Genomic DNA, 24,526 nt, shown 5'->3' on the forward strand with positions numbered 1-24,526 from the left:
AGTGCGTGGCTACATGTAGCCCAGATCTTCGAGTTGTTCGCGAACTTCCGACGAATCGCCAAGTTCGGTGTCTTCCTCTCGACCCTCCGGCGTGTGATCATGGCTGTCGAGTTCTGTCTCGATAGCCTGGCGCACGTCGAGCACGCTCGCGACACCGTCGATAATGTCCGGATCCGTCGCGGCGATCATCGCCGTCTCCGTGTGCAGGCCGTCCTGTAAGCCGTGATCGCTGACGAGGACGAGTTCGTCGTCCTCGCCGAGGTCGCCACGAAGTTCACCAACGAAGTCGTTCAGTTCATCGTACGCACGCTCTTGGAGGGCTGGCCGGTCGTAACTGACGTGACCGACGAGATCGAGACCGCTGGTGTAGCCGAAGACGAGTTCGTACTGTTGGCCTCTGAGTGCTCGCCGGACTCGTGCGGTTCGGATCATCGTCATCTCCAGACACTGTTCGTAGAAGGCAACGGGATCGGCGGAGGTGTGACCGCCCTTCGCTTCGGGATCACGCTCGAACAGTTCACCCATCTCTCGGCGGAGTTGGTGCTCTCGGTCTTCGCTGTCGGAATCAGTGACGTAGTTCGGGATGCCGATTGTCTTCGAGTCATAATCGTCGAACACCGTCGAGAGGTCGTTGTCCGCGTAGTACGAGGCTGGTGTTCGGAATGCGTCTTCGTCAGTCTGGTTGAGCAACAAGGCTCCGAGTTGTGTCTGCACCGAGTCCGGCAGGACGTAGTCACCGGCTTTGCTTCCCATGCGGAGCACCGGACTGTCCCACGCGACGCCATCGTCGAGAACGAGTCCGTGCTTGTCCGGTCGAACGCCGGTGATGATCGTCGGCCAGAGTTCGTGCGTGCTCGGCTCTCCTTCGACGCTGTTGATCGTCTCGATCGGGGCGTGTGCCGCGAGCGTGAGATGCGGGTGCTCCTCAGGATCGACGAGGTCGGGGTCGAGCGCATCGATCCCGAAGACGACGACTGTCATACGCTTCGTAGCCTACCGGCGGAGTAATAGATTTCGGCTTTTCGGATCGACAGTGACCTCTGAAACTGTGGTGTGCAGAGGGTTCCACGAGTGCTGTTCGGTCTGAGAACGTCCGATATCGTTCGCGGAAGGAATCGGCTCGGAGGGTTGTCATGTTCTGAGCGCTTGATGGTAATACATCCGAGAGCGTTCGTTTCCGGCATCTGAATCATGCCTGGTCCATCATCTCGCAGATATCAAGGTCAGTTTCAGCCTCCTGTCGTCGTTCGCGGAACTCCTCTGCCTGGTTGGCCTGGTCGTAGTACTGCTTGATCACCGGGATCGTCGCGTTCGCGCGCTTCGAGACCAACTCAACCGGATAGCCCATGTTGAGTTGCCACGTGATCGAACCTGTCCGGACCGCGTGTGGTGATCGCGAGGAAGGGCACTTCGAGCAGTGCGTACGCGTCGTGAAGTCACAGGTCGGTCGGCGATTGCCGTGGGGGCACTCCTGCCAGAGACACGGCTGAGTCGCCTGATAGCACTTCGCGCGAATAGTCGACTTCGAGGCGCGTCCCTCCCGCGTCGCGAACAGTGGCTCGCGGCCGTGATCGTCACGGGCGTCCGCTCGTTCGCGCGCGATGTAGAACTGTAGCACATCGACGACGTTGTCCGAGAGGCCAACGTAGCGCTCCCCACGGTGTTTGTTCTTCAGCGGTGTCTGGGTCGACGGCCGGTGCTTGAACGAGAGTGACTGCTCGTCAGGGTCGAAATCGTCGAGATCGAGCGCTTTCACCGCGCCCATTCGAGCCCCGACGTGCCAGATCACCTCCAGCACTGCGTGCATGCTGGTGCCGTAGTACTCCTGGCTGTCCCGCAGCAGTTCCAGCGCCGCCAGGGCATCTTCCTGTGCGAGTCGTGTTTCGCTCTGTTCTTCGCTCCAGGAGAGGTTCGGTACGTCGATTGCATCTGAGAGACCGCGCTCGACGAGGTCGAGTGTCTCGAGATACTCAATCCAGAGTCGCACCGTGTTCAGCCGACTCTTGATCGTGGTCGGGGCAAAGCCCTGATCGCGCAAGGAGAGCTGGTACTCGTCCAGCGTCCACGCGTCGAGATCAGCGACAGTCTGTAGATCTTCCTCGATGGCCTACTTGAGAAACTGGGTCATCCGCGAACGATAGCCCCGCAGCGTCTCCTCGGTGGCATCGGTCTGTCGTTTGCGCAGCCAGCGGTCGATGGCGGCCTCCAGTGAGACATCTTCGGCATCGGGGCGACTCTCAGGCATCGTCGGTAGCACCTCGGGGTTCCAGCGCGTGATCGTCACGGTGGCGGATCGTGTACGCACACGATGGCCGGTGGCCGTACTCACAGTCTTTCTTCGCCGAGCGGGTCACCTTGCGACTGCACTCGAGACACCAGAACTCACGGCTGGTCAGTCGGGTCGTCAGCGTGGTGGTGTTCGGAACGGCTCATCCCAGCACCTCCGTCTTGTAGTTCGGGGTGTGCTGACTGCCGTAGCCAGCATCGACGGCCGGGCCGATGACGCGCGTGACCAGCCCGTCGCCCCCAGCACCCGCGTGAGCGTAGACGACGTTGTACCCCTGATACGCCGCGACGATCACCCCTGCTAAGATCGACGCGATCAGGGCTTCGCGATCGGACTGGTCCACCTGTCCAGAGTACCAGGTTGTGTAATTGAAGTACTCCGGTGAGAGGGCAACAGCCTCGTGATTCCCCAGCGTTACTCTGACCCGTCCCGGTGGGGCCTGTCTCAATAGCCGGGCAACCAGTGCCAGTGCTTCTTCATTACGCGGCCCGCGATCGACGAGATCGCCATTGAAGAGGAGAATGTAGTTGTGATCCGCCCAGTGGAGGCGGCCGTCCTCGTCTTCGTCGACGAGAGGATCGTATTCACGATGGTCGGAGAGTGTCAACAGCGCACTGCGGGCATCGTCGCGGTAGCCGTGAATATCGCTGATGCTGACGATAGCAGGTGCTGACCGCTCGCCTGTCCGCACCTCCTCAGCTGTGTCTCGACCCTCGCCAGATTCGATCTCTGCCGAGTGGTTGTTGACTGACTTCACGCACGTGCGTAGGGACACACGGAATAAAATACGCGGCCGTATTGGTGCCGACAACTAGACGAGGATTCACGAGTTCTCTTGAAGCTACAAACACTGTGTTAAGTGACTCAGACCCAACTAATCAGCGCGTTGTGCTGCGCAAGATACACTGGGTTACACTATCGACGGGCAACCACACTTGCCCGCTATCTACGCTATGTAAAGCGTTCGATCGGATCAGACTACTGCAGACCAGTGCTTTGCCGGTTATCAATGGGCAAAGTACTGTCACGTCAGTAGTTGATGAGTTATTTTATAAGTGATACTGGATACACAGATATGGTCGAACTCAACGAGAGGGAGATTCGCGAACGGATTCGAGCATTATCTGGTCCCGAATTCGAACGGTTTGTGGCTGCACTCTGGGAGCTACAGGGGTGGACGACAGAGGTAACTGATAGGCGCGGTGATCGGGGGCGGGACATCATTGCGCGCCGAAACTTCCCATTCGAGCTCACGTTGAAAATCGAAGCCAAAGCATGGAACGAGGAGACTAATATATCCAGTCCGACCATCCGACAGTACTCCATCTTGCCCGGCGATGAGGCGGATCATGCTGTCGTGGTCACCAGTAGTTCGTTTACCGGACCTGCCAAGCAGAGCGCCGAACAAAATGAGATTAAGTTAGTCGGCAGTACCAAACTGGTAAAACTCGTGCAGAAACTTGGTGCGGAACCATTGCTGACCGACGATGTTGCTGTGGATGACTGGGAGCACGTACGGTCAGCGAAACATCTCGACTGGACAGTCGATACGCTGGGAGAGAGTGAGTCTGTCGAAATTATTCAGGGCATCGGCCAGCAACGCGCCGACGTACTGGCTACTGCTGGTATCCATACTGTTGCCGATCTTGTAGTTGCGGATGTTGAACAGCTCGTCAACCAGACGCCGTTCGCCGAGTCCCGTCTCCGACGGTGGATCAATCTCGCAGCCTTTCACCGTGGAAGTGAACGGCCAGATGTAATCGATGGAGTTGGGCAGGAGGCAGTCGAAAAGTTATCCAAAGTGGATATCTACACCGCGGATGAGTTACAAACTGCCTGCCCAAAAGAAATCGCTGCCGAGATTGAGATTGACGAACGAACGCTCAAACAGTGGGTCGGTGATGCAGCATATCGTGATGTTACTGTGGTGACTGAACTTCCGAGAATCGGCTCCGAGCGTGCTAGAGAGTTAGCCAAGGCGGATATCTTTACAGTCGATGACCTCGCTGAAGCCGAGCCAGAGGATGTAGCGAATCAAACCGGTCTTTCAGGAAGCTTTGGAAATGAATTGATTCAGCAGGCACAGACACATCAGTAGTAACAGACCGTCGGGGAAATATCCGGCCCAGCTCCATTGACTGTAGTCTATTTTCCCTGTCCTGTTTCAGCTTTAGCGTGTCAGAGGAACATTCACACCGACCTGCTGCGGTCCAGCCTCTGGGAGCGGAAATGTCGGGGCAAAGAGGGTTACAGAAGACAGTGCAAGATGTAGGTCGCGTATTCAGAACCAGAAAGACTCCGAAAGTAGGAGGTACACTCATATCTGCTGCGACGCTCTTAGCCCCAAAGGTACCAGTCGCCACTGGCGTCTTTTACTGCAATGGCAGTCTCACGGTGAGTGTCACCATTGGTTTCTGGATTGGACTCCGCGACAGAAATCTCAGTCCGGTACCGTTTTGCATCCTCTATACTGTCGCTTAGTGCTGACGGACTTGGGCCAGACTCCCAAATCACCGCTCGATCAACACTCACCGTTTCAAATCCATTCAGATCGAAGTCATGGTCATAGTCCGCTTCAGGATGCACGTATGCGTTGGCTGCGGCCTCTCCCCAGTCGGCAAGCGTGTGATAGTATTCCATAATAGCATCAAAGACGGTTGGTGTTTGCCTTCGGTCAGGCGCTTCTTGTGGTTGCTTGACTGGTTCTCCCGGAAGCGAGACTGCCACCAGACTCCCGACGCTCCCAACTAAGAATGCCCGTCGTTGCATATCGTACAATTTATCAGCAGAAAAGTAAATCTGTCTTTTTTATTGCTTGGACCGATCACCGAGGCAGTCGAGTCGCAGTCTTGTAGAACAGCGCCTCCTGAGTCATTTCATAGCTATGGAAGTTAGCGGGGTTCTGCTAAATGGATACTCTGTATCTTGCACGGAGGTGCTGAAGAGTTTCTGATAGACAGTACCCTTCGCTGGTTACTGTCTCACCTGTACTGATCGTTCAAAGACAGTGGACAAATCGGGAATCTCTGAGGAAAGGGCCGGAATGGTCGCTGAGTGTGACGATTTCGGAGCCAACCGCCCCGAGATCGTCAAAGCCGCCCTCACAGCGATCGTTCAATCCGAGACGAGTCACGTTGAACAGGTACGAGAAATAATTATTCGGAAACGAAGGGCACTCTCTAACTAATTTTAAACTGCGTGCACTAAGTGCACGTAGTTCTAATCTACTAACCCACTATAATAGTAATCAAGATGACTGTAGTGTGTGAAGAGTTCTATGACACGTTTGTGCTGGTCTATTTTCGATTGGCTTGGTGATGCCGTCATCCTGCCTGTCCTCGCTGCGAGTGTCACAGTTGGTGCCGGATTCGGCGCACTCACGACCTTTTCGCCGCATTCATTCGAGAGAGCCGGAAGCCTCGGCTACCTCGTCGGGATGGGCGGTATCGAAGTGTTCCTCACATCCGAGAGTCCCGTTCACTTCTTATTATACGGCAGCATCCTGATTGGCATGGGGATTGGTGTCCTGTTTGGTGCGGTCGTAGAGCGTGAAACCAGGGCATCTACTAACGGTGAAAACACCCCCGAAGCGTAGTCAGGTTTCGTTTCGTCCATTCCTATACTGGCTGCAGACAGCTTCACCAACCCGATGACTGGTTAAATATATTCAACAGAACGATGTATCCCGGAATGCTCTGTCAGCTTCTTCTGTAGTGGGGTCGCCCATTCAGACAGCCTTATCGCGGCGTATCCCCGTGCTCTTGAGTCACTCCTGCGATTCAGCGTATTTTTGCAGTTCCGACTGCCAGTACTGAGAATCAGCAGAATGCAGTACGGTAAGGCATTACAACTAAGCTGAGGTCAGTAGATATTCTTGATTACTGAGAGATAATTGGAAAATAACAATTTACGTAGGTATTGAATAAGATAATGCCCCACTTTCGGGGAGTGACAGAGAATGAATTCTTCGAACGAATCCAACAGCGGGGGTGTATCGCGGCGTACAGTAGTTCGACGAGGACTGCTTACGTCTGCAGCAGTCGCAGTGGGAGTGCCAGCAATATCTAGCACGACTGCTGCAGCGAAAATTTCAGTCCCAAGTGACTACAGCAGTATCCAGGCAGCGGTAGACGCTGCTTCACCCGGTGATAGAGTCGTCGTCGATAGCGGAACGTACCGCGAACAGGTACTAATCAATAAATCACTTGCTCTTGAAGGCCGGGGCGCTACCATCGAGCACCCGGATTCTCCCGACGCGTTCACGATCCCTGAGAGTGGCCCGTCGTGGGAACCAACCGTTTTCGCCTACGGTGGAACTACCTCGAGCGGCGCAGTGTCGGGGGCTGAAACTATCGATGTTTCTGTTTCGGGATTCCATATTGACGGGCGCGACCGACAGCCTACCGCTCGGCGCAAACCAGCTCTGCTCTATCGGAACGTGAACAGTCCCGACAAGGCACGAGTTGAGAATAACGTCATCAAGAACATGGGGGTCGGAGGGAAGGAGACCTTCGGGATTCTAGCATACGGCGATACGAGCGTCGCAATTCGAAATAATACTGTGAACAATTACGAGCGTGGCGGGATTGGTGCGAACGGGGACGGCGGTGCTCACCCATCACCGGAGGTTACCATTCGGAACAACACGGTCACGGGGAGTACGGGTCTCGGCGAAGCGTGGGGGCCAAACGGGATTCAGGTCGGGTTCGGTGCCACAGGCATCGTCAAAGGCAACACTGTCACGGATAACAGATACAGCAATGAGGATCCCGTTGCGTCTGCCATCCTTGTTTTCGAGAGTGACGGAATCGTTGTTCAGGATAATGTCATCGAGAACGCCGATATAGCGCTCTCGATTGGCTCATGGGGGTGGTTCCAGTCGTCAGCTGATAATACCAAAGTGAAAGACAACACCGCCGAGCAAGTCGAGTACGGTGCGCTCATGGAATCTGTTGCCGAACCGTACGGTGGCGCTCTCACGCAGATGGCTCCGTCGGTCAACAACACGAAAGTAATGCAAAACGACCTCACGGGCGAAGACGACCCGGAGGGCCAGATTGGCGTCGGTATCATCGTGGAAGACAATATCGACAACGAATTCGATCCCGAGGCCTGGAACAACAAGGTTCGGAAGAACACGATCTCGAATTTCGAGACTGACATAGAAGATCAAGGTTCGGCGACGAAGATGAATCCGGCAAACCCCTGAGTGCGGAGGTGAAGCGCTTACTCCGGGGAAGATGTTCGGCGATGCAGTCACGGCCGATCCAACCCCGTTCGGAACGGCTTTGAAGCTGAATTACGACAATGAACCAGACGCGAAAACGGTAGAGTTGCTGGCAGACGTCTGAGGTACGAGTCAGGATTCGAGCAGTTGTCCAGTACCATAGCCGGACTGGCGACGTCATTGGTGACTGCGTAGTCACAGACGACCATGGATATGGGGAAAACGTATCCACCGTGAGACGCTCATAAACACTGGGAAATCCTCCTCGCGTTACGGACTTACGGCTCACCGTGTGGTTCGCTGAAAGTAAGTGGGCTCGGAGGGATTATGAACCACGGTCACTCCGCTTTGCTTCGTTCCCTGCTTCAAATCCCTCCGCGGTTCAGATTTCACTCCTCACCGTAGTTCGGAGTAGAAATCATGGGCTCGGAGGGATTTGAACCCCCGATCGGCTGATATCTCCGGTGTGTGCCTCGGTACTCCAGAGGGTCATCAGCGCGGTCGGTGATCAGCCGGCCGCTCAGTATATCAGCTGGAGTATCGTCCCTGGCACGTAGCCTCTGGAGTCAGCCGCCTTCCCGGACTAGGCCACGAGCCCGCAGCCACACGTTGGGTGAGTTCTCGTAAATGGATTTCGATTACGTATCAGTCTCGGTCGGTCTCGGACCACTCACAGTCTTGGCACTTCCAGCCGGTGACGAACTCCATCGCGGAGGGCATGTAGCCGACTTCGAGGACGCTCCCACCGCAGTCGGGACACTCGCGGTCGGCATCGGTAATCGGTTCGGCGTCCATCACGTCATCGTCTTCGATGATCTCCGCGAGTTTGTTGGGTGTGACCATACGTCCCTGCACGACACGATTGTCAGCCATATCTGTATCTGGCACTCCCTATCCTAAGAGTTGGCGCTACGGGCTCACAACCACGGCAGTCGTTCTTGCTCGTCGGCGTCGGGTTCGGGATCGGGGGCCGGCGTCTGCTCGCTCGGATCCGACGGCCCGTCAGTCTCGGCGAGATCTGCCTGCCCGCCGTCGGACATCGCTGCTGTGATGTCGATATCATCGGGGTGATAGACCGCATCGCGCTCCCGTGCGCTCCCAGGATCGAATGCCAGCACTGCCGTCACTACGAGCACCAGAAGCGCCACGGGAGCCTCGCTCGGGAGGAGACCGATGATCGACAGCGAAAGCACGCCGAGCGCCACGGCACTCCCGAACCGGAATCGGTCGAGTTCGACCGCGTTGCGGAGCCACGGACTCGTCAGCGCCAGCACGAGCGCGAAGGTCACGCCGACGCCCGCAGCAGCCATCGCGCGAACGATCAGGCCGAGGTCGGTCTGGACACTGAGTGCGATATTCGCCGGCGAGAAACTCGCGACGAGACCGAGCAGGATGACGATTGCCGGCCCGGGGAGATACTCGCCGACACGCGAACTGGCTGTCGAGGCCGCGACCGAGAGGATCACGAGTGCGGCGAATCGCTCGAAGATCCCGATGTTCAGCATCGTCGCAAGCGTCGGGGCAAGGGCGGCCTGGATCCCCGCGAGCGTAATCAGGACAGCACCGACTGTGAGGACGATTTTGGCCTGCTCGCGGGGACTTTCGTTCATCTCGGCGAGGATAACCGCGACCATCGCACTCCCGCCGAAGATCAACAGGCCGACCTCGACGATGCCGACTATCGTGTCGAGCGCGCCCCCGAGAACGAGGGCGACGAAGACACCGTCGAATAGTGGGAGGGCCATCACGATAACGAGCAATCTGGTCGAACTGCTGACCCAGCGCTCGACGTTCAGCGCCCGCGGATGTCTAGAACTGCTCATACGCTAGCGAGGGCCCTCACCCGTGGTCTGTGGGTACTCGCTGCCCCCGGTAAGCCTCCCGGGGCTGTCGGCGCTCCGACCGCCGGATGAGTGCCATCGAACCCCGAAATTGGACCACTCCGTTGTAAAATTACGTCCCTTTGTGAACGCCTTCCCGCTGCTGGCCGGGAAACTCGTCTGCTGAGCGCTTCCTCCGCTGGTGGGACGAACGGAGTACATATTTCATTATACAGTATTATTGGTTAAAATGATTGCGTGAGAAGCGGACACACACATCAAGAATCGACGGAACAAGTTGGCAATCGTTGTCCGTTGTGGGGAGAGTGTGTACAGACTCGTACAAACCGGACGGTTATACCGGATCCGTCAATTGGCTTGCTGGTATGGTTTCGGGTGAGACAGTACTTCTCCAGTGAGTCAAATTCCCAAGAAGGAGTCCATCTCGCAACGTTTTTGGGCGACGCCGTCGGACGGCTTACATGGCGAACACTTCCGAGCCTTTCTCAGAGAAACTGCGGGTGCCGGAGGCGCTGACCTTCGACGACGTACTCCTGCGTCCGAAAAAGAGCGCAATCGAACCCGACGAAGCGGACACGACCACGCGCGTCTCGAAAAACGTCAGGTTGAACATTCCTGTGCTGTCGGCAGCGATGGATACCGTCACCGAGAGCGAGATGGCCATCGAGATGTCCCGTCACGGCGGCCTCGGCGTCCTCCACCGAAACATGAACGTCGAGCAGATGGTCGCGGAAATCGAGCAGATCAAGCAGGCCGACGAACTCATCATCCGCGATGTCGTGACCGCCTCACCGGGACAGACGATCCGTGAGGTCGACCAGATGATGAACGAGGCGGGCGTCTCCGGCGCACCGGTTGTCGACGACGAGGACAATGTCCTCGGAATTATCTCCGGGACAGACATCCGACCGTATCTCGAAGTCGGCGAGAGCGACGAAGTGCGCGAAGCGATGACCGACGAGGTCATCACCACCGGCGAGGACGTGTCTCCCCGCGAAGCGCTCGAACTGATGTACGAACACAAAATCGAGCGTGTCCCCATCGTCGACGAGGACAACCGCCTCACCGGACTGATGACGATGGCGGGTATCCTCCAGCGTCGCGAGTACGACAACGCGGTCCGTGACGAGAACGGCCACCTCCGCGCCGGCGCAGCGGTCGGCCCCTTCGAGATGGACCGCGCACAGGCCGCCGACGACGCAGGCGTGGACGTGCTCTTCATCGACTGCGCGCACGCACACAACGCAAACGTCATCGAGAGCGCCCGGGAAATCAAAGCCGAAGTCGACGCAGATGTCGTCGTCGGCAACATCGGAACCCGGGAGGCCGCCGAAGATGTCATCGACTTCGCCGACGGCGTCAAGGTCGGCATCGGTCCCGGATCGATCTGTACGACCCGCGTCGTCACTGGATCGGGGATGCCACAGATCACGGCTATCGCGCAGGTCGCCGACGTAGCCAGCCAGCACGACGTGCCAGTGATCGCCGACGGTGGTATCCGGTACTCCGGCGACGCAATCAAGGCCGTCGCGGCGGGCGCTGACGCCGTGATGATGGGCTCGTACTTTGCCGGCACAGACGAGGCGCCGGGCCGAGTCATCACGATGAACGGCAAGAAGTACAAGCAGTACCGCGGGATGGGCAGCGTCGGCGCGATGCAGTCCGGCGGCGGCGACCGTTATCTCAAAGACGACGACAACGACGAGGAGTTCGTCCCCGAGGGTGTCGAGGCCGCAACACCGTACAAGGGCACACTCGAATCCGAACTCCGCCAACTCGTCGGCGGGATGCAGTCGGGCATGGGCTACGTCGGCGCGGAGTCGATTCCGGTCTTCAAAGAGCGCGCGGAGTTCGTCCGCGTCTCCTCGGCCGGCCAGCAGGAGAGCCACCCCCACGACGTGGTCATCACCGACGAGGCACCGAACTACAGCCCCGACGGTAGCTAATTGGACTCGGGGCGGCGAGAGACACGATGGCGTAAGAATCAGTGTCCCCCGGATAATACTCCGGGGCAATGTCGTATCACGTCAGTCGGATCCCAGGGTCCGGCACACTCGAAGACGCGTTTGCAGTGCGACGCGCAGTCTTTATCGACGAACAGGATGTCGCCGAAGAGATCGAGATGGACGGCAGAGACGAGGATGCGATCCATTTTGTCATCGTCGACGCGGAGACGGACACGGCCGTCGGCACGGCGCGACTCAGACCCCCCAACGGCGAGTACGCCAAACCAGAACGGGTCGCAGTTCGGGAAACCTACCGTGGCGAGGGACTCGGGGCGCGACTGATGGGACTGATCGAATCTGAGGCCCGGACCTTGGGCTGTGAGCGGTCCGTCTTGCACGCTCAAAAGCAAGTCGTCGAGTTCTATCGCGGACTAGGATACGAGGTGACCAGCGACGAGTTCGAGGAAGCCGGCATCGTCCACGTCGAGATGGAGAAACGGCTGTAGTGTTACTCCCGTTCCATCGAGCGGTCTCGTGAGCGCTCGCTCTCGCTGGCATCGCGATCACGTGCCGGGGAGCGTGACTCTCGGGCATGTGATTCGACATCTTCGAGTGTCTCGGTTTCGAGCAATCGTTCCAGTTTTCGCTCGAACTGCTCGTCGGTGAGTTCCCCATCCGCATACCGACGGCGGAGCCGTTCGAGAGCGTCGTCGCCGTCCGCGTCGGCGGGCTCCGAGTCCGTCCTCGCAGTCTGGCGGCCCTGCACGAACTCCGCCTCTTCCTCCTCGTCGAATAACATCGACACGACGGGGACGACGGCGATGTATCCGAATAGCATGACTGCGAGCCACAGTTCGCTGGCGAAATCGAGCATCAGCATCCCCAGCCACGTCCCGGTCACGACGACAGCAGCGATTCCGGAGGCGTTCGCTCGTGCGCGCTCGCGCACCGAATCGTCAGTCATCTGTACTCATCCTCTTGGTAGCTGGACGTATTCTGTGGGAGCACATAGTACTGTGGGAGATACGCGCGGCTTACTCTCAGTACGAGGTTTCTTCTCATAGGTGTCCGGCGGCTATCAGGGCGGGAACACCTGATGGAACGAGTCCCGTCAGTTGCGTTAATGCGGACCATCGTCTCGCTCGGAATGAGCAGAGATATCTCGTTTCTCGCGGGTGCAATCGCATTTTTTGCGTTTCTCTCACTCATCCCGGCGATATTGCTGGTCGTGACAGTGGGGTCGCTGGTCGGCGGCGACCAGTTTGCGATGCGGATCATCGATAGTATCGGAAGCTATCTCTCTGCGGAAGGAAGCCAGATCCTGACGAGTGCACTGACCGACGCCAGTGGACTCACGCGGATCTCACTCGTCAGTGGAGTGGTGTTGTTCTGGAGCGCACTGCGGGTATTTCGGGCGATCGATATCGCGTTCGCCAGGGTATACGAACTCCAGGGGACGACCCCGTTACTCGACCAAATCAAAAACGGTGCCATCGTCATCGGCGTGATCAGTGTCGGGGGAGTTGCATTACTCCTCACAGATCTGGTCATCGACAGGGTTGCCGGAGGGATTGTCTCGATGCTTGCCCTCTGGATGCTGTTGCTGTCCGGACTGATCGTCGTTCTCCTGCCGCTGTACTACATCCTGCCACCGATCAGACGGCCGATCACGGAGATTCTCCCCGGGACACTCGTGGCTGTGGTTGGGCTAGTCGTCTTACGGCAGACGTTTCAGTTCTACGCTGCCCGGGCCGGACAGTACGAGGCCTTCGGTCTGGTCGGGGCCGTCCTCCTCTTTCTGTTGTGGCTGTATTTCGGGTCGCTGATACTGGTCGCCGGAGCAGTCGTCAACGCTGCCGTGGCAGACCAGAAGACGAACGGGCGGTCATCCTCGGCTTCCGACGGGGTAGATCACTGAGCTACTCGGGTGTCCCGTACCACGCCCACAGTGCCGTGAGAACGACCAGTCCACCGAGAAAGAACGCCAGTCCCACTGCAATCGCTGGGTCGAGTCCGAAGATGTCTGCCGAGGAGGAGACAGTCTCGTTTTGAACCTGCGTCGCGTTGCCGCCGTCGGTGACCAGAACCGGCGACTCGGTGAGGTTCTCCTCGATCAGCACATCGGTCTCCTCGGGGTCGAACACCGTCTCGTTCTCGGTGGTGTCTTCCGTCGCGATTCCGACTTCGTCGTCCCCCGAAGACGGCTGGTCTGACGGATCGACCGTCTGCACGTCGAGATTCTCGCCCCCCTCCGAGTCGAGATTATCGACGGAGGTCGACTCCGAACTGGAGTGGACTCGGCTCGCGGCCCAGGCGACGAGCAGACTCGACGGCGCGAGGATGCTCGCCACCCCGACGAGCCGGTTGAAAATCGACCGGATCGACCGCTCTTTGTCTTTCCCTGCGAACAACACCAGCGATTCGTCCGTCGGGGCGTACACATCCATCTCCGACCCGCGCTCGGAGTACCAGGTGTCGACGGATTCGACTAACTCGACGTCTTTGAGTTTGCCGAGATGGTACTGGACGTTCTGGACGGAAGTGTCGGTCTGCTCGGCGAGATCGGAGGCCGTCTGGGGTTGCTCGTGCAAGGCGAGGAAAATCTCGCGGGTCGTCCCGGCGGCCAGCGCCTCGAATACTTCGTCTGCGGTGTCGTCGTCGAGGTCGAGAAATCGGGGGCCACCCTGCTCCTCCTGGGTGACTGTGTCCCGCAACGGGAAGATACTGCTCATGATTCGTGTATCGGGTTACAACAGCCGTATAAAAAACTCTGTTCGAGGTCCAAAGAGCTGTTTTAGCTATCTCGCGGGTGGGTACAACGGCCCTTTGACCCGAGCGACGACAAGAGAACAGTCATTGAACCCGGCTCCGTCTGGCGACTGATCGATTCGGAACGGTGACTCCCCACCGCCGTCAGCCACATGTCAGACGGCCACAGAAAGTTTATTTCGATCGCTGTCGAGGGCCACAGTATGACCACAGAGAGCGACCACGTCGAACTCGACGTTGCCCTCCCGGAGGATCTGCTGGCAGAATTGGACGAGTACCGCGCCAGTCGTGGCTATCCACCACGGTCGGCCGTCGTGACCGAGGCGTTGCGGGAGTAATCCGCCACGTTCAAGCCACCCCGACGCAAGCGTACCCACATGACACGTGCTGTCTGGCTCAAGGCCGACGACGAGGTCGGTGACTGGGAGCAACGGAAAAAACGGATCACCGCCGGCCTCGAGGCCGGCGTCGACTGGGTCCTCGTCGATCAGGCCGATGTCGAACGCGTCCGCGAACTCGGCGAGGTCAACATCGCCGCCTTCGGCGGCGGGGATGTCCACGTAATGGAAGCCGAAGACGACACCGCCGAACCGGACGCCACCATCGTCGGCAAAGACGGCGAGGGCGACGGGACCGTCGACCTCCCCTCTGATTACTCTGGATCAGCCGACCTCTCCGCACTCCGCCGCGTCGAGGAGATGCCCTACGGCGGCTACGTCAAGATTCTCGACACCGAGTACGAGACCTTCGCAGAGGAGGTCGCCCGCGAGGCCGAGTACACCATCATCATCGGCAGCGACTGGCAGATCATCCCGCTCGAAAATCTGATCGCTCGCATCGGCGAGGAAACCGAACTGGTCGCGGGCGTCCGCACGGCCGAGGAAGCTCGAACGGCCTACGAAACGCTCGAACTCGGGTCCGATGCGGTCTTGCTCGACACCGACGACCCCGACGAGATCCGCAAGACCGTCGAGGTCCGCGACGAAGTCGAGCGCGAAACCCTCGACCTGCAGTACGCCGAGGTGACCGCCATCGAACAGACCGGGTCGGCAGATCGCGTCTGTATCGATACTGGCTCGCTGATGGAACACGACGAAGGAATGCTCGTCGGCTCGATGTCTCGTGGACTCTTCTTCGTCCACGCGGAGACCGCCGACTCGCCGTACGTGGCCTCTCGTCCGTTCCGGGTCAACGCCGGCGCTGTCCACGCCTACGTCCGCTCACCCGGCGGGGAGACGAGCTATCTCTCCGAACTGTCGAGCGGCGACGAGGTTCAGATCGTCGACGCCGACGGCAACACCCGCGAAGCCATCGTCGGTCGCTCGAAGATCGAAAAACGGCCGATGTTCCGCCTGCAGGCCGAGACCGAAGACGGCGACCGAATCGAGACACTGATCCAGAACGCCGAGACGATCAAACTCCGGACGCCGGACGGCCGCAAAGCAGTGACCGATCTGGAGGAGGGCGACGACGTGCTCATCTACTACGAAGACACCGCACGTCACTTCGGCGAGGCCGTCGAGGAGAGCATTATCGAGAAGTAACGACCGAACGGCCCAAACAGCCAGCAGACACGTAGCTTACTCCACAACCCGAAGCAACACCGAAACCGGATTTTCGACGCCGAGTAGCACACAGCCCAACAGCACCAGATACGTGAGCAGTCCCCAGACTGCGACCGCCAGCAGCCACGGGACGAACTGGACTGCGATCACGGCCGCCGCGAGGACGAGACAGAGCGCGGCGACTGGCACGCCTCGTCGTTCCCAGACGCCCATTGCACGGGACGGATATCGCAGAAAGACGAGTTCGACAGCGACGGCAACCGCGACCCCGGCCGCGATTCCGAGCAGATCGACTAGGACGCCGATGCCGACAGTCGCTGCTGCGAGGGCAACCAGTCCGCAGAGTCCGCCGAGTGCCAGCGCTCCGTCGCGATACTGCGGATGCACAGTTCGCGTTCGGTCGGCGGCGAAAAGAGGGTTTGCCCGACGAGGTCACTCCTCGATGTCAGAATCGATTTCCGTCGTACACCAGTGACAGAAGTCGATGTCCTGATCGATTTCTTTCCCGCAGTTGGGACAGCGCTGTGGCGTCTCACCGGCGGCGATGCGTTCCGCGCGCTCGATAAGTTCGTTGCGCCGCAGCGCCATTAGATACACGTCGACGATACAGAGTGCGAGCACGCCCGACAGGAGGACAATCGACTCCAGCGGGAGAGACTGAAACGGCGCGATAGCCGCATCGAGAGAGACGGACTCCGGCCACTGCTCACGCGGGACAGCGAGAACAGCACCGAGCAGCGTCAACGCCACCCAGAGAATCGCTCGGCCCCACAGGCGCAAGTAGAGGTGCCCGAGTCCGGGCACGAGCATCGTCAGTACGACGGCGAACCACGGCCGTTTCCGGGAGTGGTTCCGCTTCGAGTCTTCTGTGGCCACTACGTAACAAGGGAATGTCCGGAGTGTTCAATCTTCCGTCCGCAGCCGTCGACTGGCGACCAGCACCGCCAAGGCCGTCGGACGAGCGGTTTCAGGCGTCGTCGTCGAGCGCGTCGACCAGCGAGCGGAGCTGTTCAAGATGGTACTGCCCCGGCGCGGTCGCTGCCTCGGGGTCGACCGGCGCGTAGCCGATCCGTGAACCGTACAGCGGCGCGACGGCCCGTGAGTGCCGGCCTGCCTCACCCATCGCCATCGTCGCGACGGTGTTGCCAACCGCAGTCTGCTCGTGAGTGACAGCCAACAGATCGAGTACGTCAGCCCGTGACTGTGCCGTGACGGCGAGTTTCCCGATATCTCCGTGTTCGCAGGCCGCATCCAGTTTGGCCGCGAGTTCGTCGCGCTCCGGCGTCTCCTCGAAATCGTGGACGGAGACGATAATAGACACGTCGGTCCCGGTAGCAGCCTCGATGACCGGCTGGCAGTCCTCGACAGCGGCGAGTTCCACGTCGACAGCAGCCACGTTCGGCTGGTCGACGGCGCGGGTGAGCCGGTCGATCCGTTCGGGTGTGTCGGCGGACTCGCCGCCTTCCCACTCGACACGGTCGGTGACGATCAGTGGTAGTTCCCCATCGTAGGCCGCCAGCCCGTCGAATCCCGCTTCGCCGAGATCCATGCGATACTCTACGGCGTCGGCGTGGTCGCGGGCCGCCGGCTCCTCGCTCAGTTCTGCCGTACTCGCCGCGAGCACGAACTCCGCGAAAGAGAGTGTCATATCTGCACTACTCGGGAGCATTTCAAAAGTGGTGTGGATCCGCGGGACTCAGGCCTCTTCGATCTCGAAGTCCTCGATGGATTTCCCTTCCCGGACGACGCCATTGCTCACGAGGAACTTCTCGGCACGACTCAGTCGCTCCCAGTCGAGATGCTCCGGCGGGGACTCCTCGAAGGCGCGGTACTGCTCGAACACGTCGTCGTTGATGAATCGGGCGAACTCGCCACATTCCTCGCAGGTCGTCGAGAGATGAGAGACATCGTAGCTCCGCGTGATCGTCCAGTCCAGACAGTTCGAGCATCGGTACGTCCGCTCAGCCATACGTTCAGCAGGGGCGCGAGAAAAATGAGTGTGTGGTTTCGGCCGGTAGTCCTCGGCGCTACTCCCCGGCTTGTCGGTAAACGATTTCCATCGGCAGTCCCGTCTCGTCGCGCTCGGGTGTCTCGGGCAGCGTCCGAAGTCCCGCCTCGTCACCGCGGGCTGTCAGCGCAACAGCGAAGGCGTCGATCAGGTCGTCAGTCGAGCAGTTCGCCCCGTCGATCTGCTGAGTTGCCGTCCAGATGTGGTCGTACACGTCGGCCTCGCGGTCGCGGAGCACACGGACCCGCTCCCAGTACGCCCGTCGTGGCTGGCCGGTCTTCGAGTACTGCATCGGCTGGCCGGCAAACGCCCAAAAGCACACTTCGGGATGGCACTCGCGGAACCGGTCTCGGGCGGCAGACGATCCTCGGAGCAGATCGTCTGCCTCGGCGATTTTCGGTGCGATCCCCCAGCTCTGGCGATTGAGACTCCCCGTAGTTCGGGCTTCCTGCGTGGCTTTCGCGGCCTCGTAGGACTCCTCGTGGGCGGCCGCGCGGATCGGTGTCGGAAAGACGCTGTGATGGCGACGGGGGCTGAGCCGCTTGCGCGCCTCGGTGTCACAGGCCCGTGGCTCGCTTGATTCGCTCCGGAGTCCGATCGGCACGTCGACGAGAATCCGCTCTGCCTCCCGGTGGTCTTCCCAGAGGTCCCGCAGGGTTGGGGAAAACGACGCGCCCTCGAACGCGGAGTCGGAGTAAGCGACTGCGATCCAGCCGTCGGGACAGCCGTCGACGCCGAGATACATGCTCGGGCCTTCGACTGTGGCCACATCATCACTTCGATGCGTACCGTGATAGCCCTCCAGCCCGTATTGGTGGGTGAATGGCAGCGCGGGCACTCCTGGCGACTCGGAACGGACCACTGACACCCGGCTTCGAGGCAGTCGTCTCCGCGCTCGGATACGAAGTCGTGGACGTGCTGGCAACTGACGGCCCAGAGGACAACCAGTACTATCTGCCGCCGGGACTCGTCGAAAAGCTTCGCAGCCGAATCGCGGGGACAGGGGCCGAATATCTCGCAATCGATGGGATCGCCCACGAGGGACAGATTGTAGACCTCGATACGGCCTTTCCGTCCGTGACAATCAGAGACCGACGGGATGTGGTCGCGGAGCGACTCGCGAGTGGCGATAATCCCGCAGCAGAGGCCCAACTGGCGCTTCGGGAGCGACAGATCGAACTCCGGCGGGCGCGCCGTGACCAGCGCGAGCAGTCGACGACCGGGCCAAGCGGGACGAGTGGGACTGTCTCTGAACTCGACGGGGCCTGTAAACGACAGGCCATGACCCTCGCGAACCAGCAGAAGACCCAGCGACGGCGAATTATCGAATCCTACGAAGGCACCGATACGCACGTCGCGGTCGTCGGGCAGATCACGGCACCGACGACGACGTGCTGGGAAGCACTCACCGGAGAGCAGGGAGAGAGCGGACCCCTCCGTCCGGCGACACCGACGACAGCGCTCACCGAAATCGGGTCACACGCGGTCGCAGTGACGGACACGCCCGGTTCGATTGCCGGGGAGAGCGAGCGGCTTGCCGAGGTGATGCCGGGAACGGCCGCCGCGATCGACCGGGCCGATATCCTCCTCGTGGTCAGTTGGTCGGCGGATCGCGATATCGATGCGCTGCTCTCAGTCGACGAGTTCCAGGGGGCCGTCGTACAGTGCCCGGAGCCAGCGGATGCTGGTGGTGTCTCGGATCGACCGAGCGACTGGGGAGAGCAGATCAGCGATGCGATTCGAGCAGCGCTACCGACGACGCGGATTGGCGTCGCCCTCCCGTACAGTGACGAAGGGCACGCGCTGGTGTCGACGCTACACGAGGAAACGACTGTGGAGACAATCTGGTACGAGGACGAGATTCGGCTGCTGGTCGAGATGCCGGATTCAGCGGTCGAAACGCTCGGTCGGCGGATCGAAGCAGTCGACGGCGAATGGATCGAAGAGAACTGAACGCAGAACTCAGGCCATCGGGATGTCCTGCTCGGCTTCGAGCAGTTCGTGATAGCGGTTGCGGATCGTCACTTCGGAGATATCCGCGACTTCGCTGACTGCGGCTTGAGTCGTCTTTTCGTTTGTGAGCAGCGCAGCGGCGTAGACGGCAGCGGCGGCCAGTCCGACCGGCGATTTACCGGAGTGAACGCCTTTCTCCTTGGCGTTCTGGAGCAGTTCGCGAGCGCGGCGCTCGGCTTCCTCCGAGAGTTCGAGTGAGGAGGCAAACCGCGGAACGTAGCTCTCCGGATCTGCCGGCTGGACTTCCAGACCGAGTTCCCGGACGACGTAGCGATAGGTCCGGGCGATTTCGCTTTTCTCGACCCGGGACACGTCGGTAATCTCGTCGAGCGAACGAGGCACGCCGGCCTGTCGGGCCGCGGCGTAGACAGAGGCCGTCGAGACGCCCTCGATGGAGCGGCCGGGCAGAAGATTCTCGTCGAGTGCTCGCCGGTAGATCACGCTTGCAGTCTCCCGAACGTTCTCGGGGAGACCGAGTGCACTCGCCATCCGGTCAATCTCACCGAGGGCCTGCTTGAGGTTGCGCTCCTTAGAGTCACGAGTGCGGAATCGCTCGTTCCATTTGCGCAGGCGCTGCATCTTCTTGCGCTGTTTGCCAGAGAGGGCGTTGCCGTAGGCGTCCTTGTCCCGCCAGTCGATGTTCGTCGACAGCCCCTTGTCGTGCATCATGTTGGTCGTCGGCGCACCGACGCGGGATTTCTCGTCTTTCTCCTTTGAGTCGAAGGCACGCCACTCGGGACCGCGGTCGACCGAATCCTCTTCGATGACCAGTCCGCAGTCCGTACAGACTGTCTCGCCGTGTTCGTCGTCGGCGACGACGTTACCGCCACATTCCGGGCAGTCGAGTGAGGCGTCAGCTTTCTCGTCGGTCTGTTCCTGTTCTGTCGTCCGTGTCCGCGTATTTGGATTACTCATTGTGAATATAACCGGGCGAAACGGCAGGAATCCCGGGGCAATAGCTAAGTATTCGTTCGTCCGAAAGATATTTAAAAATACCGGAATCCTCAGATCACATCGGGAATCAGCCCCCGACGGGCGGATATCTTCGAACCTTCATCATTATTTTAAATGTGAATTATCCGCAGTGTTCGACAGGTGCGGACCGCAAAGAGATGCAAGCGAGTGGTTTCGGGGTCGGCTGTGTCGGAGTGACATGACTTACAAGCAGGGGGCTCAACAGTGCTGGCATGGCTGCAGAACGGAGCAGACGCGCCCTCCTTGGGGGGCTCGTGGGAGCCGGTGTTGTTGGGGGATATCTCTCGCCCATCGGTGACGTACTCGAACAGTTCGCGCCGCTTTCGGGTGATGTCTGGGGTGCCGCAGACCCGGATCGGCCAGAGACAGTCGAGAGCCCGTACGGGGAGGCGTCGGTTAGCTACGACGACGAAGGTGTGCCACATATCGAGGCTGACGAGGAGCAAGCACTGTATTATGCTGCCGGCCACGTCCAGGCGATCGATCGCGGATTCCAGATGGATCTACAGCGCCGGCTGTACAGCGGCGAACTGGCCGAGGTCGTGGGCGAGGCTGCCGTCGAATCCGACCGGTTTCACCGCAGGCTTCGGTTCAGAGACGCCGCCGAAGCGACCGCCGAGCATCTCGAAGGAACCGTGGCCGAGCCGATACTCGAAGCCTTTGCCGAAGGAGTTACCGACGGGTACGAGGACGCCACGCTTCCGATTGGGTTTCAGTTGCTCGATTACGAGCCCGATCCGTGGACGCCGACGGATTCGATGCTCGTCGAAAAGATCATCGCCTGGCAGCTGACCGGGAGTTTCAGAAGTCTCCGCCGGGAACTCCTCCGAGATGAGTTCGGGGAGGAACTCGCTGACGAACTCTACCGGGCGCGGATGGATCACGATTCGCCGATCATCCGCGAACAGTACCGCACAGAACAGTACCGGATCGACGAGGCCGAACGCCTCTACAGTAATGAGCCAGCCGAGCAGACTGCTGAGGATTCCGTCGAGCGAACCACGAGCGGCACCGTCGACCGTACGCTTGTCGCGTCGCTCACGCAGTTCGAGCCCCAGCAGAATCTCGGCTCGAATAGCTGGGTCGTCGACAGCGACCTGGCCAACGGAGACGCTCCGATTCTGTGTAACGATCCACATCTGCGTCTCCAGGCCCCGCCAGTGTGGTACGAGATGCACCTCGAGGGGCCAGATCACCGTGTCCGAGGGGTTGCCTTTCCGGGGGTTCCCGAGGTGGTTATCGGTGAGACCGATTTCGCGGCGTGGGGCTTTACTAACGCCAACAACGACGTAATCGACTTCTACAGCTACGACAGCGACGGCGATACCTACCAGTACGGCGACGAACGCCGGGAATTCGAGGAACACGAAGAGGAGATTGCGGTCGCAGGGGCACCCGACGAGACGGTTACCGTCCGTCGAACCGTCCACGGGCCTGTCCTCGAAGAAGCGGAACAGGAAGTTGCAGTGGCGTGGACTGGCCACGCCGCGACCGAAACCACCATCGCGCTCTACGAGTTAACACGCAGCAGTTCGTTCGAGGAGACACTGTCGGCAGTCAGGAAGTTCGAATCACCGACGCAGAATTTCCTCTATGCGGATCAGGACGACAACACGCTGTACTATATGACCGGCCGGCATCCGGTTCGCCAGCCGCCAGACGAGACCGTCTCGTGGGACGATTCAGCCGCAATGAACGCCGATGGTGTCTTCGACGGTTCCGCACGGGAAGGGGAGTGGCGCGGCTTCGAACCATTCGAACGACCGAGTTGGGACGGCTTCGTCCCCTTCGCAGAGAAACCACACGTCAAAAACCCGGAGTATCTCGCCACCGCCAACCAGCAGATCATCCCTGACGAGGAACTGCCCTACTACTTCGCGGCGTCGTACGCCGATCCCTACCGCGGCGAGCGAATTTACGATCTGCTCGACAGCCGCGTCGAGTCGGGCGACCCGCTCGATCTGGAGTTTTTACAGACGGTCGGGCGAGACGTTCGGGACGGCCGTGCGGCGACGATCGTCGACGCAATTGTCGACGCCGTCCGCGACGAAGACGATGCGCTGCAGGACGCCGCCGAAACCCTCGAGGACTGGGAGTATCACATGGAACACGACTCCGAGGCGGCGCTGATCTTCCAGCGCTTTGCCGATGCATACCGGGACGAACTACTCGGAGAGAACTTCGACGAGGTTGGACTGGACGAGGAATTCTACCCTGAAGACGGGCGCATACTCGAACTGCCGCCGGACAGCGACTGGTTTGGACCTGGCGGCAGAGCGCCGGTGGTACGGCAGGCACTCCGCACGGCACTGGAGACTATCGACGACAACGATGAGGAGACCTACGGCGACATGTCCCACACTGGACTGATCGGACATCTCACCGAACTAGAGTTCATGGGCTATGACTCCTATCCTCGCGGCGGGTCGGGCTGGACGGTCAGGAACTTCGGGACGCGTGGTCCGTGGGGTGGTAGCTGGGAGATGCAGGTGGATCTCGACGGCGACTATCTGGCAATTCTCCCCGGCGGCAACTCCGGGCGGTACTACTCCGAGCAGTACCAGAGCCAACTGCAACGCTGGGCCAACGGCGAGTATCGCAGCCTGAGCCGCGAACTCGAAGGTGATCTGGCGACGGATTACGTCGGAGGTGAACAATGAGTGTGGCCTCGACGGTCGGCCGAGTTCGGACTGATCCGTTCGTCCACTGGGTTGCAGTACTCGTGGCGACGCTGGCCGGCCTCGCCCTCGCGAGCGTCCACTGGATCGGCCTCGTTGCTGGCGGCGCGCTCGTCGGAGTCGTCGCACCGAACCTGAAACGCGCACTGTTTGCCGGACTCGGATTTGGAATTACAGCCCTCCTCGTCTGGTTCGGCTTCCTTTTCGTGACCGGGACGTTAGGAAAGGTGCTCGCGACCGGGCAGTTCGTCTGGATTGCCGTGGCGGTCGGGGTGGTAGCTCCGCTCGTGGGCAGTCTTCTCCGGGGCGTGGGCTGAGTTAGAGTGGATCGTTATCACGTATCAGGAAAAAGAGCGCGCTGAGGACACCGCCAACCACGACAACGCCGCCGACCAGTAGGACAGTCCCGTCGAACAGCAGGGCAGCGACGGCGAACAGAACGACCGCGAGCGCGCCCAGCCCGAGCATCGGGACGGCCGGTGAGAGCGAGAGATCTGTGTCGTCGGTCTTGGGCTGGGGCGTGGCGAGAGATTCGTCGACCTCGACGGTGTTCGCCTCGGGGTCCGGTTTGCTGACCGTCACGTCGACCCAGCGGGTCTGGGAGCCGTACGCCGAGGCGACTTTCAGTTTGCCGAGCAGTTCGTCGCCGTCGATCCGGTCGGTGTCGACGGCGACCCGGACGTATCGCTCGGACTCACCCTCGACGTAGTGGTTGCCGGCGTCCAGTGTGGCGACTTCCGAGAGGGCGTCGTCGAGGTGGAGATGGATATGTAGAGCTTCGGCGTGGTTGATGAGCCGAACGTCGAACGAGCCAGTCGTCTCGAACGAAGGTGGAACCTCGAGGCTGTGGAGTTCCTCGCGGCTGACGTGGACGGGAAGCGGATCTGGCACGCCTGAATCTCGGTCCGGCGAGTAGAAAAACCTTCAGGCTGGCGACTCCTCGCGCATGTCCGGCGGGAGCAGATTCGGAATGCCATCCTCGATTGGGTAGGCCTCGCCACACTCGGTGCAGGTGAGCGTCCCTGTCAGGATTTCCTCCTCGTCACGCTCGGTCACGTCGAGTTCGAGATCGTGTTTATCGAGTGGACAGCACAGGATCTCCATCAGGTCTTCTTGCATACTTCCGAGTTGGCCGGCGTGGTGAAAAGCGTTTGCGCTTCCAGCCGTGCCCGCGTTATCAAATAAATCACAACAGGATTCAGATATATATACCGTGT

Annotated in this window: 27 protein-coding genes and 1 tRNA gene; 10 read left to right on the forward strand and 18 right to left on the reverse strand. The window is 59.9% G+C overall.

Translation table 11 applies throughout. The annotated features are described in order from the left end of the window. Positions 1-9: 9 nt before the first annotated feature. The 4 genes from V8P86_RS03495 to V8P86_RS03510 all read right to left on the reverse strand — a co-directional run bounded on the left by V8P86_RS03495 (position 10) and on the right by V8P86_RS03510 (position 3,044). Complete coding sequence (locus V8P86_RS03495) at positions 10-981, reverse strand: alkaline phosphatase family protein (RefSeq protein WP_336325850.1); 972 nt, start codon at positions 979-981, stop codon at positions 10-12. A gap of 208 nt (positions 982-1,189) precedes the next feature. Further along, positions 1,190-1,987: a site-specific integrase gene (locus V8P86_RS03500; RefSeq protein WP_336325851.1), complete on the reverse strand. Its 798-nt coding sequence runs from the start codon at positions 1,985-1,987 to the stop codon at positions 1,190-1,192. 120 nt (positions 1,988-2,107) lie between these two features. After that, positions 2,108-2,305 carry a hypothetical protein gene (locus V8P86_RS03505; protein ID WP_336325852.1) on the reverse strand — a complete coding sequence of 66 codons (198 nt, stop codon included), beginning with the start codon at positions 2,303-2,305 and terminating at the stop codon, positions 2,108-2,110. Positions 2,306-2,429: 124 nt separating this feature from the next. After that, on the reverse strand, positions 2,430-3,044 hold the full coding sequence (locus tag V8P86_RS03510; protein ID WP_336325853.1) for a metallophosphoesterase: 615 nt from the start codon (positions 3,042-3,044) through the stop codon (positions 2,430-2,432). Positions 3,045-3,362: 318 nt separating this feature from the next. On the opposite strand from V8P86_RS03510, the gene V8P86_RS03515 reads away from it, so the two are divergent. Continuing rightward, complete coding sequence (locus V8P86_RS03515; protein ID WP_336325854.1) at positions 3,363-4,385, forward strand: DUF4332 domain-containing protein; 1,023 nt, start codon at positions 3,363-3,365, stop codon at positions 4,383-4,385. Positions 4,386-4,624: 239 nt separating this feature from the next. Here V8P86_RS03515 and V8P86_RS03520 read toward each other — a convergent pair whose 3' ends face one another. Beyond that, positions 4,625-5,056, reverse strand: a complete 432-nt coding sequence (locus V8P86_RS03520; RefSeq protein WP_336325855.1) for a hypothetical protein — start codon at positions 5,054-5,056, stop codon at positions 4,625-4,627. A 1,276-nt stretch (positions 5,057-6,332) separates the two neighbouring features. On the opposite strand from V8P86_RS03520, the gene V8P86_RS03525 reads away from it, so the two are divergent. After that, positions 6,333-7,496 carry a right-handed parallel beta-helix repeat-containing protein gene (locus tag V8P86_RS03525; protein ID WP_336325856.1) on the forward strand — a complete coding sequence of 388 codons (1,164 nt, stop codon included), beginning with the start codon at positions 6,333-6,335 and terminating at the stop codon, positions 7,494-7,496. A 439-nt stretch (positions 7,497-7,935) separates the two neighbouring features. Here V8P86_RS03525 and V8P86_RS03530 read toward each other — a convergent pair. The 3 genes from V8P86_RS03530 to V8P86_RS03540 form a co-directional block, all read right to left on the reverse strand. Beyond that, positions 7,936-8,112, reverse strand: a tRNA-Trp gene (locus V8P86_RS03530). Positions 8,113-8,159: 47 nt separating this feature from the next. Continuing rightward, positions 8,160-8,387 carry a DUF5795 family protein gene (locus V8P86_RS03535; protein WP_336325857.1) on the reverse strand — a complete coding sequence of 76 codons (228 nt, stop codon included), beginning with the start codon at positions 8,385-8,387 and terminating at the stop codon, positions 8,160-8,162. Between the two features lie 44 nt (positions 8,388-8,431). Next, positions 8,432-9,337: a DUF5794 domain-containing protein gene (locus V8P86_RS03540; protein ID WP_336325858.1), complete on the reverse strand. Its 906-nt coding sequence runs from the start codon at positions 9,335-9,337 to the stop codon at positions 8,432-8,434. Between the two features lie 479 nt (positions 9,338-9,816). Between V8P86_RS03540 and guaB the strand changes: the two genes are divergently transcribed. Both guaB and V8P86_RS03550 read left to right on the forward strand, forming a co-directional pair. Beyond that, on the forward strand, positions 9,817-11,301 hold the full coding sequence (guaB, locus tag V8P86_RS03545) for an IMP dehydrogenase (protein ID WP_336325859.1): 1,485 nt from the start codon (positions 9,817-9,819) through the stop codon (positions 11,299-11,301). A gap of 68 nt (positions 11,302-11,369) precedes the next feature. Further along, on the forward strand, positions 11,370-11,807 hold the full coding sequence (locus tag V8P86_RS03550; protein ID WP_336325860.1) for a GNAT family N-acetyltransferase: 438 nt from the start codon (positions 11,370-11,372) through the stop codon (positions 11,805-11,807). Between the two features lie 2 nt (positions 11,808-11,809). Here V8P86_RS03550 and V8P86_RS03555 read toward each other — a convergent pair whose 3' ends face one another. After that, positions 11,810-12,265: an SHOCT domain-containing protein gene (locus tag V8P86_RS03555; RefSeq protein WP_336325861.1), complete on the reverse strand. Its 456-nt coding sequence runs from the start codon at positions 12,263-12,265 to the stop codon at positions 11,810-11,812. Positions 12,266-12,397: 132 nt separating this feature from the next. Here V8P86_RS03555 and V8P86_RS03560 point away from each other — a divergent pair, with 132 nt between their 5' ends. Then, positions 12,398-13,219, forward strand: a complete 822-nt coding sequence (locus V8P86_RS03560) for a YihY/virulence factor BrkB family protein (RefSeq protein WP_336325862.1) — start codon at positions 12,398-12,400, stop codon at positions 13,217-13,219. A gap of 1 nt (position 13,220) precedes the next feature. Here the strand turns inward: V8P86_RS03560 and V8P86_RS03565 are convergent, their stop codons facing one another. Next, positions 13,221-14,033, reverse strand: a complete 813-nt coding sequence (locus V8P86_RS03565) for an ArsR/SmtB family transcription factor (RefSeq protein ID WP_336325863.1) — start codon at positions 14,031-14,033, stop codon at positions 13,221-13,223. 240 nt (positions 14,034-14,273) lie between these two features. Between V8P86_RS03565 and V8P86_RS03570 the strand changes: the two genes are divergently transcribed. Both V8P86_RS03570 and V8P86_RS03575 read left to right on the forward strand, forming a co-directional pair. After that, the gene (locus V8P86_RS03570) at positions 14,274-14,408 is read left to right on the forward strand and encodes a ribbon-helix-helix domain-containing protein (protein ID WP_336325864.1); all 135 of its coding nucleotides are present in this window, start codon (positions 14,274-14,276) and stop codon (positions 14,406-14,408) included. 39 nt (positions 14,409-14,447) lie between these two features. Next, a complete protein-coding gene (locus tag V8P86_RS03575; RefSeq protein WP_336325865.1) occupies positions 14,448-15,614 on the forward strand; it encodes a 3-dehydroquinate synthase II in 1,167 nt (388 codons plus the stop codon). A 36-nt stretch (positions 15,615-15,650) separates the two neighbouring features. On the opposite strand, the gene V8P86_RS03580 is transcribed toward V8P86_RS03575, so the two are convergent. The 5 genes from V8P86_RS03580 to V8P86_RS03600 form a co-directional block, all read right to left on the reverse strand. Further along, on the reverse strand, positions 15,651-16,022 hold the full coding sequence (locus V8P86_RS03580) for a hypothetical protein (protein WP_336325866.1): 372 nt from the start codon (positions 16,020-16,022) through the stop codon (positions 15,651-15,653). Positions 16,023-16,067: 45 nt separating this feature from the next. Beyond that, a complete protein-coding gene (locus tag V8P86_RS03585) occupies positions 16,068-16,511 on the reverse strand; it encodes a DUF7575 domain-containing protein (protein ID WP_336325867.1) in 444 nt (147 codons plus the stop codon). A gap of 91 nt (positions 16,512-16,602) precedes the next feature. Further along, positions 16,603-17,283 carry a type I 3-dehydroquinate dehydratase gene (locus tag V8P86_RS03590; RefSeq protein ID WP_336325868.1) on the reverse strand — a complete coding sequence of 227 codons (681 nt, stop codon included), beginning with the start codon at positions 17,281-17,283 and terminating at the stop codon, positions 16,603-16,605. Positions 17,284-17,331: 48 nt separating this feature from the next. Then, positions 17,332-17,604: a hypothetical protein gene (locus tag V8P86_RS03595; protein ID WP_336325869.1), complete on the reverse strand. Its 273-nt coding sequence runs from the start codon at positions 17,602-17,604 to the stop codon at positions 17,332-17,334. A 58-nt stretch (positions 17,605-17,662) separates the two neighbouring features. Further along, positions 17,663-18,412: a DUF429 domain-containing protein gene (locus V8P86_RS03600; protein ID WP_336325870.1), complete on the reverse strand. Its 750-nt coding sequence runs from the start codon at positions 18,410-18,412 to the stop codon at positions 17,663-17,665. Positions 18,413-18,465: 53 nt separating this feature from the next. Between V8P86_RS03600 and V8P86_RS03605 the strand changes: the two genes are divergently transcribed. Then, positions 18,466-19,596, forward strand: a complete 1,131-nt coding sequence (locus V8P86_RS03605) for a hypothetical protein (protein ID WP_336325871.1) — start codon at positions 18,466-18,468, stop codon at positions 19,594-19,596. A gap of 9 nt (positions 19,597-19,605) precedes the next feature. Here the strand turns inward: V8P86_RS03605 and V8P86_RS03610 are convergent, their stop codons facing one another. Continuing rightward, positions 19,606-20,571, reverse strand: coding sequence for a transcription initiation factor IIB (locus V8P86_RS03610; RefSeq protein ID WP_336325872.1), 966 nt, complete (start codon positions 20,569-20,571; stop codon positions 19,606-19,608). A 272-nt stretch (positions 20,572-20,843) separates the two neighbouring features. On the opposite strand from V8P86_RS03610, the gene V8P86_RS03615 reads away from it, so the two are divergent. Together V8P86_RS03615 and V8P86_RS03620 are read left to right on the forward strand one after the other, a co-directional pair. Beyond that, positions 20,844-23,291: a penicillin acylase family protein gene (locus V8P86_RS03615; RefSeq protein ID WP_336325873.1), complete on the forward strand. Its 2,448-nt coding sequence runs from the start codon at positions 20,844-20,846 to the stop codon at positions 23,289-23,291. Beyond that, positions 23,288-23,626 carry a hypothetical protein gene (locus V8P86_RS03620; RefSeq protein ID WP_336325874.1) on the forward strand — a complete coding sequence of 113 codons (339 nt, stop codon included), beginning with the start codon at positions 23,288-23,290 and terminating at the stop codon, positions 23,624-23,626. The genes V8P86_RS03615 and V8P86_RS03620 overlap by 4 nt, the downstream gene beginning before the upstream one ends. Position 23,627: 1 nt before the next feature. Here V8P86_RS03620 and V8P86_RS03625 read toward each other — a convergent pair whose 3' ends face one another. Then, complete coding sequence (locus V8P86_RS03625; protein WP_336325875.1) at positions 23,628-24,200, reverse strand: DUF7524 family protein; 573 nt, start codon at positions 24,198-24,200, stop codon at positions 23,628-23,630. 33 nt (positions 24,201-24,233) lie between these two features. Further along, positions 24,234-24,428, reverse strand: coding sequence for a methytransferase partner Trm112 (locus V8P86_RS03630; RefSeq protein WP_336325876.1), 195 nt, complete (start codon positions 24,426-24,428; stop codon positions 24,234-24,236). Positions 24,429-24,526 lie beyond the last annotated feature (98 nt).

It is taken from the genome of Halovenus anhuiensis (assembly GCF_037080055.1).
Lineage (GTDB): Archaea > Halobacteriota > Halobacteria > Halobacteriales > Haloarculaceae > Halovenus.

Excerpts from the sequence above, each read along its gene's own strand:
- V8P86_RS03495 (WP_336325850.1), bottom strand. The coding sequence starts at position 981 with ATGACAGTCGTCGTCTTCGGGATCGATGCGCTCGACCCCGACCTCGTC.
- V8P86_RS03515 (WP_336325854.1), top strand. The coding sequence starts at position 3,363 with ATGGTCGAACTCAACGAGAGGGAGATTCGCGAACGGATTCGAGCATTA.
- V8P86_RS03520 (WP_336325855.1), bottom strand. The coding sequence starts at position 5,056 with ATGCAACGACGGGCATTCTTAGTTGGGAGCGTCGGGAGTCTGGTGGCA.
- V8P86_RS03535 (WP_336325857.1), bottom strand. The coding sequence starts at position 8,387 with ATGGCTGACAATCGTGTCGTGCAGGGACGTATGGTCACACCCAACAAA.
- V8P86_RS03540 (WP_336325858.1), bottom strand. The coding sequence starts at position 9,337 with ATGAGCAGTTCTAGACATCCGCGGGCGCTGAACGTCGAGCGCTGGGTC.
- guaB (WP_336325859.1), top strand. The coding sequence starts at position 9,817 with ATGGCGAACACTTCCGAGCCTTTCTCAGAGAAACTGCGGGTGCCGGAG.
- V8P86_RS03550 (WP_336325860.1), top strand. The coding sequence starts at position 11,370 with ATGTCGTATCACGTCAGTCGGATCCCAGGGTCCGGCACACTCGAAGAC.
- V8P86_RS03555 (WP_336325861.1), bottom strand. The coding sequence starts at position 12,265 with ATGACTGACGATTCGGTGCGCGAGCGCGCACGAGCGAACGCCTCCGGA.
- V8P86_RS03560 (WP_336325862.1), top strand. The coding sequence starts at position 12,398 with ATGGAACGAGTCCCGTCAGTTGCGTTAATGCGGACCATCGTCTCGCTC.
- V8P86_RS03565 (WP_336325863.1), bottom strand. The coding sequence starts at position 14,033 with ATGAGCAGTATCTTCCCGTTGCGGGACACAGTCACCCAGGAGGAGCAG.
- V8P86_RS03570 (WP_336325864.1), top strand. The coding sequence starts at position 14,274 with ATGACCACAGAGAGCGACCACGTCGAACTCGACGTTGCCCTCCCGGAG.
- V8P86_RS03575 (WP_336325865.1), top strand. The coding sequence starts at position 14,448 with ATGACACGTGCTGTCTGGCTCAAGGCCGACGACGAGGTCGGTGACTGG.
- V8P86_RS03590 (WP_336325868.1), bottom strand. The coding sequence starts at position 17,283 with ATGACACTCTCTTTCGCGGAGTTCGTGCTCGCGGCGAGTACGGCAGAA.
- V8P86_RS03595 (WP_336325869.1), bottom strand. The coding sequence starts at position 17,604 with ATGGCTGAGCGGACGTACCGATGCTCGAACTGTCTGGACTGGACGATC.
- V8P86_RS03605 (WP_336325871.1), top strand. The coding sequence starts at position 18,466 with ATGGCAGCGCGGGCACTCCTGGCGACTCGGAACGGACCACTGACACCC.
- V8P86_RS03610 (WP_336325872.1), bottom strand. The coding sequence starts at position 20,571 with ATGAGTAATCCAAATACGCGGACACGGACGACAGAACAGGAACAGACC.
- V8P86_RS03615 (WP_336325873.1), top strand. The coding sequence starts at position 20,844 with ATGGCTGCAGAACGGAGCAGACGCGCCCTCCTTGGGGGGCTCGTGGGA.
- V8P86_RS03620 (WP_336325874.1), top strand. The coding sequence starts at position 23,288 with ATGAGTGTGGCCTCGACGGTCGGCCGAGTTCGGACTGATCCGTTCGTC.
- V8P86_RS03630 (WP_336325876.1), bottom strand. The coding sequence starts at position 24,428 with ATGCAAGAAGACCTGATGGAGATCCTGTGCTGTCCACTCGATAAACAC.